The organism is Agrobacterium sp. ES01 (assembly GCF_050320885.1).
Lineage (GTDB): Bacteria > Pseudomonadota > Alphaproteobacteria > Rhizobiales > Rhizobiaceae > Allorhizobium.
This window is the reverse complement of record NZ_JBNQTH010000002.1, coordinates 51,118-65,217: the sequence shown is the minus strand read 5'-3', so window position 1 is coordinate 65,217 and position 14,100 is coordinate 51,118. Positions and strand designations below refer to the sequence as shown.

The 14,100-nt window shown below is 58.4% G+C and carries 12 protein-coding genes and 1 tRNA gene; 6 read left to right on the top strand and 7 right to left on the bottom strand.

Features of this window, described 5'->3' with window-relative positions; all coding sequences use genetic code 11:
- The first annotated feature begins 99 nt into the window (after positions 1 to 99).
- A complete protein-coding gene (gene sthA, locus ACQQ2Q_RS08130) occupies positions 100 to 1,503 on the top strand; it encodes a Si-specific NAD(P)(+) transhydrogenase (protein WP_428186564.1) in 1,404 nt (467 codons plus the stop codon).
- A 20-nt stretch (positions 1,504 to 1,523) separates the two neighbouring features.
- On the opposite strand, the gene ACQQ2Q_RS08125 is transcribed toward sthA, so the two are convergent.
- Positions 1,524 to 2,093 carry a TetR-like C-terminal domain-containing protein gene (locus ACQQ2Q_RS08125; protein WP_428186563.1) on the bottom strand — a complete coding sequence of 190 codons (570 nt, stop codon included), beginning with the start codon at positions 2,091 to 2,093 and terminating at the stop codon, positions 1,524 to 1,526.
- 133 nt (positions 2,094 to 2,226) lie between these two features.
- Between ACQQ2Q_RS08125 and ACQQ2Q_RS08120 the strand changes: the two genes are divergently transcribed.
- Complete coding sequence (locus ACQQ2Q_RS08120; protein ID WP_428186562.1) at positions 2,227 to 3,408, top strand: MFS transporter; 1,182 nt, start codon at positions 2,227 to 2,229, stop codon at positions 3,406 to 3,408.
- Between the two features lie 37 nt (positions 3,409 to 3,445).
- Here ACQQ2Q_RS08120 and ACQQ2Q_RS08115 read toward each other — a convergent pair whose 3' ends face one another.
- On the bottom strand, positions 3,446 to 5,683 hold the full coding sequence (locus ACQQ2Q_RS08115) for a heavy metal translocating P-type ATPase (protein ID WP_428186561.1): 2,238 nt from the start codon (positions 5,681 to 5,683) through the stop codon (positions 3,446 to 3,448).
- Between the two features lie 279 nt (positions 5,684 to 5,962).
- On the opposite strand from ACQQ2Q_RS08115, the gene ACQQ2Q_RS08110 reads away from it, so the two are divergent.
- A complete protein-coding gene (locus tag ACQQ2Q_RS08110; protein WP_428186560.1) occupies positions 5,963 to 6,391 on the top strand; it encodes a hypothetical protein in 429 nt (142 codons plus the stop codon).
- Between the two features lie 110 nt (positions 6,392 to 6,501).
- The gene (locus ACQQ2Q_RS08105) at positions 6,502 to 8,193 is read left to right on the top strand and encodes an FAD/NAD(P)-binding protein (RefSeq protein ID WP_428186559.1); all 1,692 of its coding nucleotides are present in this window, start codon (positions 6,502 to 6,504) and stop codon (positions 8,191 to 8,193) included.
- Here ACQQ2Q_RS08105 and ACQQ2Q_RS08100 read toward each other — a convergent pair.
- The 5 genes from ACQQ2Q_RS08100 to ACQQ2Q_RS08080 all read right to left on the bottom strand — a co-directional run bounded on the left by ACQQ2Q_RS08100 (position 8,178) and on the right by ACQQ2Q_RS08080 (position 12,674).
- Positions 8,178 to 8,918, bottom strand: coding sequence for an MOSC domain-containing protein (locus tag ACQQ2Q_RS08100; protein ID WP_428186558.1), 741 nt, complete (start codon positions 8,916 to 8,918; stop codon positions 8,178 to 8,180). The two genes, ACQQ2Q_RS08105 and ACQQ2Q_RS08100, sit on opposite strands and share 16 nt — an antisense overlap.
- Before the next feature lie 133 nt (positions 8,919 to 9,051).
- Positions 9,052 to 10,539: a trigger factor gene (gene tig / locus ACQQ2Q_RS08095; RefSeq protein WP_428186557.1), complete on the bottom strand. Its 1,488-nt coding sequence runs from the start codon at positions 10,537 to 10,539 to the stop codon at positions 9,052 to 9,054.
- A gap of 207 nt (positions 10,540 to 10,746) precedes the next feature.
- Positions 10,747 to 10,831 (bottom strand) — tRNA-Leu (locus tag ACQQ2Q_RS08090).
- Between the two features lie 140 nt (positions 10,832 to 10,971).
- On the bottom strand, positions 10,972 to 11,562 hold the full coding sequence (locus tag ACQQ2Q_RS08085; RefSeq protein ID WP_428186556.1) for a GDYXXLXY domain-containing protein: 591 nt from the start codon (positions 11,560 to 11,562) through the stop codon (positions 10,972 to 10,974).
- Positions 11,559 to 12,674, bottom strand: a complete 1,116-nt coding sequence (locus ACQQ2Q_RS08080; RefSeq protein WP_428186555.1) for a DUF2157 domain-containing protein — start codon at positions 12,672 to 12,674, stop codon at positions 11,559 to 11,561. The genes ACQQ2Q_RS08085 and ACQQ2Q_RS08080 overlap by 4 nt, the downstream gene beginning before the upstream one ends.
- Positions 12,675 to 13,273: 599 nt before the next feature.
- Here ACQQ2Q_RS08080 and ACQQ2Q_RS08075 point away from each other — a divergent pair.
- Together ACQQ2Q_RS08075 and ACQQ2Q_RS08070 are read left to right on the top strand one after the other, a co-directional pair.
- Positions 13,274 to 13,420, top strand: a complete 147-nt coding sequence (locus ACQQ2Q_RS08075; protein WP_428186554.1) for a DUF1127 domain-containing protein — start codon at positions 13,274 to 13,276, stop codon at positions 13,418 to 13,420.
- Between the two features lie 295 nt (positions 13,421 to 13,715).
- Positions 13,716 to 13,859 (top strand): DUF1127 domain-containing protein, encoded by a 144-nt coding sequence (locus ACQQ2Q_RS08070; RefSeq protein ID WP_428186553.1) that lies wholly within the window; start codon positions 13,716 to 13,718, stop codon positions 13,857 to 13,859.
- The last annotated feature ends 241 nt before the right edge of the window (positions 13,860 to 14,100 follow it).

Genomic DNA, 14,100 nt, shown 5'->3' with positions numbered 1-14,100 from the left:
CCGGGTGATAACCAAACAGTCAGAATGATGTGCTAGTTTATGCTGCAGTGCGGGGTGACCGCCTATCCGATTCGCGTTCTAAGCTCAGGGACAGACCTCATGAACAGTTACGACCTCGTCGTGGTCGGCAGTGGACCGGCAGGACGCCGCGCCGCAATTCAGGCAGCGAAACTGGACAAGACAGTCCTTGTCATCGAAAAAGGTTCGCGCGTCGGTGGGGTGTCTGTCCACACCGGCACCATCCCGTCCAAGACTTTGCGCGAAACGGCGCTGAATCTGACCGGCTGGCGGGAGCGCGGCTTTTATGGCCGCGCATACCGGGTCAAGCAGGAGATTTCGGCGGAAGATCTGCGCCGGCGCCTGTTGATCACGCTCAATCATGAAGTCGATGTACTCGAACATCAGTTCTCTCGTAACCGTGTGCATCAGATGCGCGGCAAGGCCCATTTCATCGACCGCAATACGCTGGAAGTGGAAAAAGATGACGGCGAAGTGCTGCGCGTTGGCGCCAAAGCGGTCTTGCTTGCCGTGGGTACGCGCCCATTCCGCCCGTCTCACATTCCCTTCGATGGCGAAACGATCATCGACAGCGACGAGGTTCTGGAGATCAAGCACCTGCCGCGCTCACTGATCGTGATCGGGGCCGGCGTCATCGGCGTCGAATATGCCACGATCTTCTCCGCACTCGACACTGCTGTGACGCTGGTCGAGCCACGCGACACCATGCTCGATTTCATCGACAAGGAGATTGTCGAGGACTTCACCTATCAATTGCGCGATCGCAACATGAAACTGATCTTCGGTCAGTCAGTGGAAGAGGTGGTCAAGGAAGACAGCGGCAAATGTCGCGTGACGCTGAAGAACGGTCGTGTGCTGCAAAGCGAAATGGTGCTGTTTGCAGCGGGCCGCACGGGCGCTGTCGATACACTGAACCTTGAGGCTGCAGGTCTTGAAGCCGACCATCGCGGCCGTCTCAAGGTCGATCCCGAATCGTTCCAGACGGATGTTCCCGGCATCTATGCAGCCGGCGATGTCATCGGCTTTCCCTCGCTTGCCTCCACCTCCATGGAACAGGGCCGCATCGCTGCCCGTCATGCGGTGGGCGTCCACGCCAGCGAGCCGCCGCAATATTTTCCCTATGGCATCTATGCCGTGCCGGAAATTTCCACTTGCGGGCTGACCGAAGAAGAAGTGCTGGAGCGTGGCATTGCCTATGAATGCGGCGTGGCGCATTTCCGCGAAACCTCGCGCGGCCACATCATGGGCCTGGATACCGGCATGCTGAAGATGATCTTCTCCTTGAAGACCCGCAGGCTTTTAGGCGTCCACATTGTTGGCGAAGGAGCGACCGAACTGGTGCATATCGGACAGGCGGTGCTCAACCTCAAAGGCACGATCGACTATTTCGTCCGCAACACCTTCAACTATCCGACGCTCGCCGAAGCCTACAAAATTGCAGGCCTGGACGCGTGGAACCGGATGGGTGAACCGAAGACGGAGTGAGCGCCGACGGCGCTCCCCGTCTATGTCCGCCTTTCCGGAAGCGTGGTGACCGTAGCGACGAGTTCGTGGCCATAGTCTCCGGTCACCGGCCTGTCACCGAACAGGAGATGATAGACAAGCGGGGCAACGACCCGGTCAATCACCTCGTCGACGCAAAAGACACGTTCCCCTCGCGCTGCGGAGCGCGCGGCAATCGCCTCCAGTTGTCCGCGAACAAGCTCACAGCATCGGACGGCATAGATGTTTTCCCCTTTGGGAAGGAAGAGATCTTTCAGCAGCTCGCGGCCGACTGCAGACGACATTTCCTCGGCATATTGCTCGGCCCAGGCTTCCAGATCCAATCTTGCATTGCCGAGATCGACGGGATCGGCCTGAGGACGCATCCGTTCTGCGGCCACATCTGCCAGAACCTCTGAAAGATCGCCCCACCGTCGATAGATGGTGGATGGCGGAATGCCGGCGCGCTCCGCCAGCATCGGCACGGTAATGGAAGAGCGCTCGACTTCTGTCAGCAATTGGCGGACGGCATCGTGAACAGCCTGCTGAATACGGGCGCTTCGGCCACCCTGCCTGATCATCGTTTTGGCCATCAGATATCCTGGCACCTTGTTTGCACCTGCCGCAAGCAGGCTATTTTCTAACATCGCTAACGCGAATATATTGCAATAACACAGATAAGGTCTATATCCCTAACGCACATATTTCGCGTTAAGGATAATTCCCATGTCGTCACCTGCCCCGAGCGCCCTGCAACGTGTCGCTCCTTTCGGATTCTCCACCGTCGTCACCTTCTTCGCCGTCAGTGGGGCACCGACGCCGCTTTACCACATCTATCAGGAGACCTATGGATTTGCGGCCTCGACGATCACGATCATTTTCGCGATGTATGTGGCAAGTCTGCTCATCGGGTTATTGCTGTTCGGCGGGCTCTCGGATTTCATCGGTCGGCGTCCGGTTGTCTTTGCCGGCCTCCTTTTCAACCTTGCGGCATTGGCAGCCTTTCTGATGGCGGACGGCGCGAGCATGCTGATCTTCGCCCGCTTTCTGCAAGGTCTTGGCACCGGACTTGCCATACCGGCGCTGGGTGCACAGATCCTCGATACCGCACCCAAGAATGGACCGGTGTTAAACAGCGCAGGTGCCTTCGTCGGCCTGATGACCGGCACATTGCTTTCCGCTATCCTGGTGACCTACGCGCCCGACCCAACCCACACCGTTTATCTCGTGCTCGTTGTCGTGATCCTGCTGGAGATGGCCTTGCTTTTGGTCATTCCCGAAACGGTGACACGCAAACCGGGCGCGATCGCGTCATTGCGGCCGCGCGTTTCCATTCCACCGCGGGCGATGTCGGCAGTGCTCAGAACCGCACCGGTGAACATCGCCGGATGGGCGCTTGGCGGCTTCTATCTCTCGCTGATGCCGAGCCTCGTGAGTGCGGCGACCGGCAACCATTCGCCGCTGGTCGGTGGTGCGGTCGTGTCAGCGCTGATGCTGACATCAGTCATTGTGGTGATTGCCACAGGCAAGTCGCGCCCGACCTCGGTCCTTACCGTTGGATCATCCGCCCTCGTCGCCGGCGTGGTCGTTACCATGCTCGGCGTCAGCCTCCACCAGACCGTTTTGATGTTTGCAGGCACGGTCATTGCCGGCATCGGCTTCGGCGGCAATTTCGGCGCGATCTTGCGGACCGTTCTTCCCTTTGCCGATCAGGATGACCGCGCCGCGCTGCTATCGACCTTCTTTGTCCAGAGCTATCTCGCTTTTGCCCTGCCCGCAATTGCAGCCGGTATGGCGGCACCGGTTCTCGGCCTTGTGACGACCACCTATCTCTACGGTACAGCCATCGTGATATTGGCGCTCACATCGCTTGTCGCCATACGGAGGCTGGAGCCCAGCGCGAATTGACGTTGCCGTTGGGGGGGGGGCGATTTCGCGAACAATGTCACCGCAGCAATCTGAGCGCATTCATCGTCACCAGTACGGTCGCGCCCGTGTCGGCAAGGATCGCCGGCCACAGGCCGGTGATGCCGGCGATGGTGGTGACCAAGAAGACGGCTTTGAGGCCCAGCGCGATGGTGATGTTCTGGTGGATGTTGCGCATGGTCTTCTTCGATAGCGCGATGAGTGCGGCGATATCGCCAACACGACCGTGAAGGATTGCGGCGTCTGCGGTTTCGAGCGCCACATCGGTGCCGCCGCCCATGGCGATGCCGACATTGGCCGCGGCAAGCGCCGGGGCATCGTTGATACCATCGCCCACCTTGCCGACCATATGACCTTCCGCCTGCAACTCGCCGACAATGCGGCTTTTGTCGGCGGGCAGCAGGTCAGCGCGAACCTCGATGCCCAACCGGACTCCGATTGCGTTCGCCGTCAGCGCATTGTCGCCGGTCAGCATGACGGTTCGGATGTCCGCCAGTTCCAGCGCTTTCAGGCCGTCTTCGGCATCTGCGCGTGGTTCATCGCGCAAGGCGATCAGACCTACGATTTGACCATCTACCAGAAGCACCGAGACGGTCTTGCCGTCTGCATGCAGCGCCTCGATCTCCTGCTTGTGTGCATCACTGATGTCGCCACGCTCGCTTGCAGATTTTCGCGAACCGAAGAAGATCTCGCTACCTTCGACCGTGGCACTGACGCCCTTGCCGCCCAGCGCCTTGTTGTCGCTGCTGCGTGGCAGATCGAGCTTGTCGACTTCTGCCTTTTTGAGGATTGCCAGTGCGAGCGGATGGCTTGAGCCGGCCTCGACTGCGGCTGCCAGCCTCAGGACTTCCGTCTCTGACCGACCATAGGACACGATGTCGGTCACCTTGGGCTTGCCCTCGGTCAGGGTGCCGGTCTTGTCGAGCGCAATGGCCGTCAGCTTGCCCAGCGTTTCAAGAACGGACCCGCCCTTGATCAGAAGGCCGCGGCGGGCACCGGCAGACAGGGAGGCGGCGATGGCGGCCGGTGTGGATATGACCAGCGCGCAAGGGCAGCCGATCAAGAGGATGGCAAGGCCTTTGTAGACCCATTCATTCCAGCTTGCACCGAGCAACAAGGGCGGCAGGATGGCGACAAGAGCTGCTGCAGCCACCACACCCGGCGTGTAATAACGCGAGAAGCGGTCGATAAAGCGCTCGGTCGGAGCCTTCTTTTCCTGCGCCTCTTCGACCAGACGAACAACGCGGGCGATCGTGTTGTCTTCGGCAGCGGCCGTGACCTCGATCCGCAGGACTGCATCGCCATTGACCGTGCCGGCAAAGACCGCATCGCCCTTCGCCTTGGAGACCGGCACGCTTTCACCGGTGACGGGCGCTTCGTCGATGGCGCTCTCGCCGGACAGGATGATGCCATCGGCGGAGATGCGATCCCCCGGACGGGCGATAATGATGGATCCGATCGACAGTGTTTCCGCCGGCACTTCGCGGGTCGTGCCTTGCTCGTCTTCCAGCAGCGCTTTCTTCGGAACAAGCTCGGAAAGCGAGCGGATGCTTTGCCGGGCCTTTCCGGCGGCTACACCTTCCAGCAATTCGCCAACAAGGAACAGAAAGACGACCATAGCCGCCTCTTCCGTGGCGTTGATGATCAGCGCGCCGACAGCGGCTATCGTCATCAGCATTTCGATGGAAAAAGGTGTGCCGGCCAATGCTGCCATCACCGCCCGGCGGGCAATCGGCACGAGACCCACCAGCATGGCAGCGGCAAACGCCCAAATTTCAATTGCCGGCAAAACGAGACCAACCAGATAGGCCGCCACCAGCGCGGCACCGGACAGGATGGTCAGGCGACCTTTCGGGCTCTTCCACCAGGGGCCATCCATTGGTGTATGGTCGTGGCCATGCAGACCTTCCACGACAGGGGCGTCTCCTTCACCCTCGCGATCGTGATCATGCCGCCCGGAATTGGCATCATGGTCGTGATCTCCGCCGCAGCACGTGCCGTGGGTGTGCTGGTCTGTGTGTGTGCCAGGCTGCTTCGCCTGCGCGGGTGATACGGAATAGCCGAGCCGACGAACCTTCTTGCCGATTGCATCCAGATCGGATGTCTCGTCATGGGAGACGGTCATCGTGCCTGCGGTGACGGACACGGAGACATCGTCCACGCCGGGCATACCGCGCACTGCCGTGTCGATCTTGCTGGCGCAAGAGGCGCAATCCATGCCGCCAATGCGGAAGCGTGTTTGTCTTTGCATGCTCATCAATCCGTCCTTTCGGTCTCATAAGCATGTTGTAAGACCTCTAGCGGCTAGAGATACAAGAGCCCAATTTCACAAAAAGCGATGCCAGGCCCGCCTTGTTCCAAGAGACATGGCCGATACTCTCTGCGGCCGGTTTCAGGATGATGCGAGACATGCGAACTGCGCATTTTTCAAATGCATGCTGCCTGAGGGGTGGACGAACTGCGTTTTACAATGGCATCGGTAGGCTTGAGACAGTCCGACGACCATCTAACGTCCAAACGAGACATCCCAATCTGCATGCCAATCGAAGCCCCGATACCCCTTGCCCACCGATCCTGCGGCACCTGCACCTTGTGTTGCAGACTGCCGGAAATCGATGCGCTGTCGAAGCCCGCCAATGCATGGTGCGTCAATTGTGTCGAAGGGTTTGGCTGCCGCATCTATGAGGAGCGTCCGCAGCTTTGCCGGGACTTCCTCTGTCTCTGGATGATCGATGAGACCCTCGGACCGGAATGGGAACCTGCCGACACCCATATGATGATTTATCGGCAGGGACCGCAGATCACCGTCCTGGTTGATCCCGAGCATCCCGATGCCTGGAAGACGGAGCCGCGTGCTTCTGCCTTGCGAGACTGGGCAGCGGAGGCAGAGTCCAGATCCGAATATATCATCGTCTTTGTGGGCGATGACGTGTTCAAGGTGGAGCCGCAACCACGCGGCGTGTAGCTTGGTGGATCAGAGCGTCATCAAAACATTCTGCGGTTTGGGAACCCTTTGCGCTCAAGGCGATTGATAGGGATCAGGACATTTAGTCGCCCCGCGGAGCACACAGTTTGATGACGCCCAAGATCGCCATTATCGGTTCAGGTCCGACCGGCATATACACATTGAAGGGCCTGGCCCTCGCCCGCACACCGACAGATATAACGGTTTTCGAGGCAGAAGGCGATCCGGGCAAGGGTACGCCCTATCATCCCGACATCAACGATCCCGCGATGCTGGCCAATATCGCCAGTATCGAGTTTCCGCCAATCTGCGAACCACTGGTCGCATGGCTTGTGCGTCAGGATGACGACACTCTCGCCCGCCTTCGCGTTCGACGAGACGCCATCGACGAGCGCGAGTTCTATCCGCGTGTCGTGCTGGGCGAATATATGAAGGCGCAGTTCGAGCAACTTTGCCGGATCGCCGTCGAGAATGGCCACACGATCACAGTGCGACCGAATAACCGTGTCCTCGACATCGCTCTACAGCCGGACGACATCCGGCTGACGGTTGAAGAGGCCGGCGGATCAGAGCACCTCGACTTCGCCTTTGAGCATGTGGTGATGGCAACAGGCCATAACTGGCCTGAGAACACCGAAATCAAACCCGGCTATTTTGTTTCTCCCTGGCCCGCTGCAGCGCTGAAGGTCATACAAAACTGTCCGGTCGCGATCCTTGGCACCTCATTGAGTGGTATCGATGCGCTGATGACGGTCGCCACAGCCCATGGCACATTCTATCTCGATGCCGCTGGTCAGTTGCAATATCAACCGGCCCCCGACACCGAGGATTTCCACGCCACGATGATGTCGCGCAAGGGCCTGCTGCCCGAAGCAGATTTCTATTGCGAAGTGCCCTATCTGCCACCGGTCTATTGCACGGAAGATGCCATCGACGCGTCAATTGCGACCGGAGCCACTGGTCTGCTGGACCGCGTCTTTGCCCTTTTCAAAGAGGAACTCAGCCACGCGGATCCGGACTATGCGGCGCGGATCGGACTATCGCAGCTGACCGTCGAGACGCTGGCGCCCGCCTATTTTGCCGATCGTGCAGAGGTCGATCCGTTTGCATGGGCCGGTCGAAACCTGATGGAAGCCGAGCAGAACAAGACGCAGAAATACACTGTGCCGTGGCGTTACTCGATTTTGCGCATGCATGAGATTATTGCCCGCGCGGTACCCCATCTCAACGAAGACGATCTGAAGCGCTTTCACCGTTATTTCAAAACCGTGTTCGTCGATAATTATGCCACCGTCCCGCATGCGTCGATCCAGCGGCTTCTGGCGCTTCACCGGGCCAACAAGCTTGAGATTGCAGCCCTGGGCGATGAATACGATATCCGCACCGACGGGGTCAAAACAGGTGTCGTGATTTCCCATCATGGCGAGGACCATGCATATGGCGCCTTTATCGACGCCACAGGTCAAAGCTCCCTGTCGGCCCGCGACCTTCCTTTTCCGACATTGGTCGCGCAAGGCGGCGTGCGCGAATCGGCAACCGCCAAAGCTGTCACCTGGCTGGACGTGGAAGCAGATGTGGAGATTGTGCGAACCGGCGGTATCGATCTGGACGACAGATTTCGACCCTTGCAGACGGGCAATCTGAGCAACAGGCTTTATTGTGCCGCCATCTCATTTCTGCTGCACAAGCTTCCCTTCGTTCAGGGCATCACCAGCGCGCGCGATATCGGTGAGGTGGTGGCTGCAGCCATCATAGAAGACGTCGATGCGACTGAGGCGCCTATGCTTCAGGCCTCGGCGTAGACGTCGAGGCCGACGGACAAGGTCGCGGCATTCTGTACGGCGCAATAGACACCGAGATTGCGCCGGTTATAGCGCAAGATGTGGCGCAAGACCTCCGGCTGCTCGGCAATGCCGGGCTGGGCGATCATTGTCATGCCACATCGCTTGGCAGGTTCCGTGACTTTCAGCACCGTGTCACCGATGTGGAGCGTCCGGCCGATCCAGTCATTTTCGACAAAGCCGTCCGCCTCCGGTGTCTCAACCAGAATGGTGGGGCGAAAGCGCCGTTGATCCAGTTCTGCAAAGGCACCGATATCCGCCAATTGCGTGAGCGATGCCGTGGTGACGATATGGATATCGCTCACATCATAGCGGTTGGAAACCACAGGCAACTGCCGGTCCAGAGGTTCGTCGGTTGCTTCATAAGAGCCGATATTGACGGAGAAGCCGAAATATCCAGACAGCGCATCCGGCAGGGCCGGGTCATTAAGCCTCATGGCCGTTTCGCCCGGTAGCCCAATGCAAACATGTCCCGTCTCATCATGTCCGCACGTGAGAAACAGGGCCGGGCGCCAACGCGGTTCGCGCTCCGGGGAAGCAGCAAGACCGGTCTCGGCATCGAAAAGCGCAAAACGCCGGTCACCGATGATACCGCCCGGCTGTGCATCCAGCGCCTGGCACAGCTCGCCTGGCAGCGAGCTTACGGGGTAGCGCCACAGTTCCAGAATACGGCCGATGCTTTTCATGAAATTCCTGCGCAGTTTGAAGCGATGAGGTGAGCATAGACCCAAGTGCTTGAAGCGCGGAAGGGTTCCCTCAATACATACGAAAAAGGCCGCCCCGAGGGACGGCCTTTTCAAGATAATGTTTGTCCGAAGATTACTCGGCGTCGGCTTCGTCAGCCTTCTTCTTCTTCGGAGCAGCCTTTTTCTTCGGGGCCGCCTTTTCGTCGCCTTCAGCGGCTTCTGCCTTGGGCTCAGCCTTTTTCTTCGGAGCAGCCTTTTTCTTGGCTGGCTTGTCGTCGCCTTCATCCTCGTCTTCGGCTGTCAGCTCTTCCTTGGTGACAGTCTTGTCGGTGACGGAGACTTCGCTCAGCAGGTGATCGACGACCTTTTCTTCAAAGATCGGAGCGCGCAGCGATGCCGATGCGCCGGGGGTGTTGCGGAAGAAATCGAGGATTTCCTTCTGCTGGCCCGGGAACTGCTGCAGCTGCGCGTAGAGGGCACGCTGCATTTCGTCTTCGGTGACTTCAACGCCGGCCTTCTCGCCGATTTCGGAGAGAACGAGGCCCAGACGAACGCGACGCTCTGCGAGCTTGCGATATTCGTCGCGTGCTTCTTCTTCGGTCGTGTCTTCGTCTGCGAAGGTCTTGCCCGACTGGGCAAGATCGGTGTTGATCTGACGCCAGATATTTTCGAATTCGGCATCAACCAGCTTCGACGGGGTGTCGAACTGATACATTTCGTCGAGCTGGTCGAGAACCTGACGCTTGACCTTCTGACGTGTGATGTTGCCGTACTGGCTTTCGATCTGGCCGCGAACAACTTCCTTCAGCTTTTCCAGCGATTCGAGGCCGAGATTGGTGGCCAGCTCGTCGTTCAGCTCAAGCGCTGCAGGGGCTGCCACTTCCTTGACGGTGATGTCGAAGGTTGCTTCCTTGCCGGCCAGATTGGCAGCAGGATATTCAGCCGGGAAGTTGACGGTGATGACCTTTTCGTCACCGGCCTTCAGACCAACCAGCTGCTCTTCAAAGCCCGGGATGAAGCGGTTCGAGCCGATGACCAGCTCTGCGTCTTCGTCCTTGCCGCCGTCGAAGGCTACGCCCTCGACCTTGCCGAGGTAATCCATGGTGACGCGGTCGCCGTCGGCGGCCTTGCCCTTCTTGGTCTCGTAGGAGCGGGCGTTTTCAGCGATCTTTTCGATCTGCTCGTTGACTTCGTCTTCGGAGACTTCAACGACTTCGCGGGTGACCTTGATCTTGTCGACCGGCTTCAGCTCGATCGGCGGGATCACTTCATAGGCAACCGTGAATTCGAGATCGGCCTGACCGTCGAGAATCTTGTTGGCTTCTGCCTCGTCCTCAGTCATCGCGATTTCCGGCTGGGTAGCGGACTTTTCGCCACGCTCGGAAATGATGGAGGTCGGCTTGTCGCGAACGATCTCGTTGACCAGTTCAGCCATGATGGATTTGCCGTACATCTTCTTGATGTGCGAAACCGGCACCTTGCCCGGGCGGAAGCCGTTGATCCGGACCTTGTCCTTCACATCAGCCAGACGCTCGTTCATCTGCTGTTCCATGTCCTTGGCCGGAATTACGACCTTGATTTCGCGCTTCAGCCCTTCAGCGAGCGTTTCGATAACCTGCATGTTCCTACCTTCATGTCGTGGCGACCGTGCCCGGACTACCATGTTGTTCTTAGAGCACGGAGCCGGAAACTGTTTCCCGGACGTGGCGATGCACATTCCAAAGCCATACGGCCAAAAGCCCATTGCCCCAGGAAGCCAATGCCGTAAACGGCGCGAACAGCATCGACTTCTTTCGAAGACCGATCGTCCTACGCCGTCTGGCATCCTTGGTGCGGGTAGAGAGACTTGAACTCCCACGCCTTGCGGCACCAGAACCTAAATCTGGCGTGTCTACCAATTTCACCATACCCGCGTCTCAAGACCGCATGCCACCGCATGCGCAAGGCCCCCTTCGGAGCGCGCGTCTCTATATCACCCGTTTTCGTGTGCGCAAAGGAAAAATGAAAAGGTTCAACCGGCATTTCACGAAAGGTCCGGCGGTATCGGCAGTATTCAGTACAGGGGCTCGTCATAGATAGCGGTGCCGTCCAGCATCAAGCTGCGGATCTGGGCCACGCCGGAGGAAGACACGCGCACGACAACAGAAACGCGTTGTTCGTTGCGCGCCTCTTCGATTGCCAGCCCCTCGCCTTCTGGCACATAGAATCGTTCAATGCCGTAATCGAGACGATAATTACCGTAGGCCTCGGCTGGATCGCGTCGATCGAAAGTCTGACTGCGGATGACCGCACTGCCTTCTTTCGAATACAGAGGCTCGAAGGAGGCTTCCGCTGCCTGCCAGTATCCATCATCGGCGGGCTTTAAGCGCACCCAGACGGAGCCCCAGCCGCTCTTGCCCTTGTCGGCGCTCAGCAACTCCGACGGTATCCTGCCAATGTCGTAGCTCAAGATCACGTAGTCCCCGCGCATCAGGTCGCGGGGATCGACGGGCGCTGTGCGCAACAGCACCTCAGTGCCGTTGCGCAGGATCGATGCACGGCTTTCGATCTGGAATGCGATGAAACCGGTCATCAGAGTGGCCACCACAAGGGCAGACAATAATGCGCGGCGTGCAGGGCTTGCGAGAGAAAGCGGCATCCTCATGGTCGTGCCCCTCTCCGTTCCGCCGCGCGGGCCGAAAACAGCTTCTCCAATCTTATGGCAATGAAAGCGAGCGCGGCGAGCACGAAGCCGGAGATAAAGAAGAAGCCGGATGTTTCGAGCATCGAATCGATCGTTTCATAGGAGAGGTAGAGAATTTCGGCAGAGAAACAGGCATAGGCGAGCGCACGGACTGCGCCATTGTCCCGGCCCGACACCACCAAGGCCAACACTGCAACGCCCAGGGTCACGACCGCCAGAACAACACTCGCCAGGCCGTCTCCATCGAAATCGACATGCAGAAAGAGAAGGCCCATCATGCAGGCGGCCAGACTATAGAATGGCAATGCGGGTCCGATCCTGGCCGCAATAGGTGACAGTGGCGAAGCTCTCAGCGTGGCAGCCAGAAAAAGCAGCAGCGCCACCAGAGCAATTGTCAGGGCGGTGCCCTCCCCGCCATTTGCGACGTAGCGCCAGAAAAGAAGTGCCAGCACCAGCAGATAGACAAAATGCTGCACATGGATTGCTTTCGTCCAGGCGATCAGTGCCGAGAGCAGCATGGCCGACAGGACCAGTATGCCAGCATATCCCGCAGACCAGTTGAAATTACTCTGGTCGATCACTGCGACCAGAATAGACCAGAGCAGAATACCGGCCATGGTCGTCAGGGCTATAGAGCGGAACAGCGCGGCCGAGAGCATCGTCATGGCAAACCATAACAAGGCTGCCTGCACCGCATCGCCCGACAGATGATATAATTGACCGACCAGCGCAATCGCACCGCCGAAACTGGCAGCGCCGAGCACAAGCAGCGCGCCGGCAAGGCGGACAAAGCCACGGGCGACGGCGAGTGCTGCTCCCAGGTGAAAGATCCAGATCATCGCCAGAACGGCAACGATCCGCGCAAGACGAGGTATCGTTTCCCAATTGGCAGCAATGACCATAGCGATCGAGGCCGACAGCAAAACCGCCGCCAGCATGGTGAGCACCGTGCCAATACTGAAGGCTGACTTGCGCGCATCATACTCGGCCAGCATCGCCTCAGCTGCGTCAGTCCGGATGATGCCCTGGCTCGCCCAGAGGTCGAGATCCCGTTTCAGTCTACCACGATACATCTCCGCCCCCCGGCACTGGCATTTGTCACAAGACACCGCATTTTAGTGAAGGCGGCGCGTAAAAGACAAGCATCAGAGAACCGCATGAAGAGGCCATGCTAAATCTGCATGGCTTCCATGAAATTATTGCACTGCACAAGTGGTGAGAACTGGGCTACATTCAAAATCAACAAGGGTCGGGAACGAAGATGTTCACCGAATATCTGATCCAGACCCAGAATTTCGCGTTGGCACTCCTCCTCCCAAAGGCCATCGCGATACGGTCGGCAGCACTCCTCCTCCCAGTTGCTGACCACCTCAAATGACGCCCACCGGATCTCCTCCCCCGGTGGGCGTTATTGTTTTCAGCCCTTCCCTGCTCGACTTCAAATTCCGTCCGCAGCGCAGGAGCCAAGCCAAGGCTCGCTACGGCGTCTTTTCGTCTCTGAAATGCTCAATTTTGAGGCGAACGAGACACAAGACACTCGCCGCTATGCAGATGACGCATGGGTGATCTACGGGATTAGCGCTTTTATTTTTCGCAGCGCAACATACATTAGCCCCATCAGATTGAAGCGCACGCAACGAGGGCGATGCGCACAACTCAAAAGAGGTACATCATGAACTTTGCACGCTCGCTCAACAATTGGCGCAAGTATCGTCAGACCGTCACAGAACTTGGCCGCATGTCCGACCGCGAACTTCGCGACCTCGGTATTGGCCGTGGCGAAATCAACCGCATTGCCCGTGACGCCGTTCGCGGCTGATCAGCGGACTTCCCGGCCCCACCCATCGGGTGAAAGCCGATCAAAAAGCCTCCCTTCCGGGAGGCTTTTTTTGTGCCTTGCGTTAAGCAGCCTCAGCAGAATGTCATGAGGTCATTTTTTACCCACCGACCCTAAGTCGCCTGTTTATTGCGCAAGCGCCTGCACAAATGCATGGCAGTCGCTCAAAAATTGCACTGCACAATTTATTTGTACGGGTGTATTACAGCGCTCAAGGCTGGAGCACAAAGAAACAGCCCAGCCACCAGAAAATCAAAAGTCTATAGAGGAAACACCCATGAACCCTGTACGTATCGCTAAGCATTGGCTCTCTTACCGCCGCACCATGTCGGAACTGAGCAACCTGTCCAACCACGCTCTGTCGGATATCGGTATCACCCGCTACGACATTCGCAATATCGCGAGCCGTTCTTACCGCTAAGACCACCGCGCTGCGGCACCGCCTGCGACCCAGCCCATCCTTGTTCAAGGTATGGCGCGAGCCGAAGATGACGAGGCAACGCAGATGGTCACAGAGCTGGAACCCGGCCTGGAAAACATCCAAAACGGCACCCTTGAGGTGCCGTTTTTCGTTTGAGGAGAAACCAGTCATTCCGCCTGGATCTCGCTCCCCCTCCGTCGCTTGCAAAAAATGCCGATCGTGCCTGTCTTTGTCGTGACGT

Coding starts and splice junctions, on each gene's coding strand:
- sthA (WP_428186564.1), top strand. CDS start 100: ATGAACAGTTACGACCTCGTCGTGGTCGGCAGTGGACCGGCAGGACGC.
- tig (WP_428186557.1), bottom strand. CDS start 10,539: ATGCAGGTTATCGAAACGCTCGCTGAAGGGCTGAAGCGCGAAATCAAG.
- ACQQ2Q_RS08100 (WP_428186558.1), bottom strand. CDS start 8,918: ATGAAAAGCATCGGCCGTATTCTGGAACTGTGGCGCTACCCCGTAAGC.
- ACQQ2Q_RS08110 (WP_428186560.1), top strand. CDS start 5,963: ATGCCAATCGAAGCCCCGATACCCCTTGCCCACCGATCCTGCGGCACC.
- ACQQ2Q_RS08115 (WP_428186561.1), bottom strand. CDS start 5,683: ATGAGCATGCAAAGACAAACACGCTTCCGCATTGGCGGCATGGATTGC.
- ACQQ2Q_RS08070 (WP_428186553.1), top strand. CDS start 13,716: ATGAACCCTGTACGTATCGCTAAGCATTGGCTCTCTTACCGCCGCACC.
- ACQQ2Q_RS08120 (WP_428186562.1), top strand. CDS start 2,227: ATGTCGTCACCTGCCCCGAGCGCCCTGCAACGTGTCGCTCCTTTCGGA.
- ACQQ2Q_RS08125 (WP_428186563.1), bottom strand. CDS start 2,093: ATGGCCAAAACGATGATCAGGCAGGGTGGCCGAAGCGCCCGTATTCAG.
- ACQQ2Q_RS08080 (WP_428186555.1), bottom strand. CDS start 12,674: ATGTATCGTGGTAGACTGAAACGGGATCTCGACCTCTGGGCGAGCCAG.
- ACQQ2Q_RS08105 (WP_428186559.1), top strand. CDS start 6,502: ATGACGCCCAAGATCGCCATTATCGGTTCAGGTCCGACCGGCATATAC.
- ACQQ2Q_RS08075 (WP_428186554.1), top strand. CDS start 13,274: ATGAACTTTGCACGCTCGCTCAACAATTGGCGCAAGTATCGTCAGACC.
- ACQQ2Q_RS08085 (WP_428186556.1), bottom strand. CDS start 11,562: ATGAGGATGCCGCTTTCTCTCGCAAGCCCTGCACGCCGCGCATTATTG.